Annotated in this window: 1 protein-coding gene; it reads left to right on the top strand. The window is 52.3% G+C overall.

Going from position 1 to position 241, the window contains the following annotated elements; genetic code table 11:
* Positions 1–38 precede the first annotated feature (38 nt).
* Positions 39–241, top strand: a 203-nt coding sequence (locus MWC30_RS23285) for a helix-turn-helix domain-containing protein (protein ID WP_368860942.1), incomplete at its 3' end; no start/stop codon positions are given.

Genomic DNA, 241 nt, shown 5'->3' with positions numbered 1-241 from the left:
AGCCATTATCCGAAGCCGAATTGATCACACTTCGAGAAATGTGTGAGCACCACTCATCTCGTCGAGCCCGCATGCGGGCATTTGCACTGATTCAGAGCCATAACGGCTACACCATAAAGAAGATAGCTGCTATGTTCGATGTTCACAGACAGGCCGTGGCCTACTGGATAGACAGATGGGAAGAGAGGGGACTGACCGGACTCTTTGATGAGCCCAGAGAGGGACGTCCCTTGAAGCTGAG

The sequence above is a fragment of the Desulforhabdus sp. TSK genome (genome assembly GCF_022836495.1).
In the GTDB taxonomy this organism is placed as follows: Bacteria; Desulfobacterota; Syntrophobacteria; order Syntrophobacterales; family Syntrophobacteraceae; genus Desulforhabdus.
The sequence above is the reverse complement of the archived record's forward strand: the minus strand, read 5'-3'. Positions and strand labels throughout refer to the sequence as shown.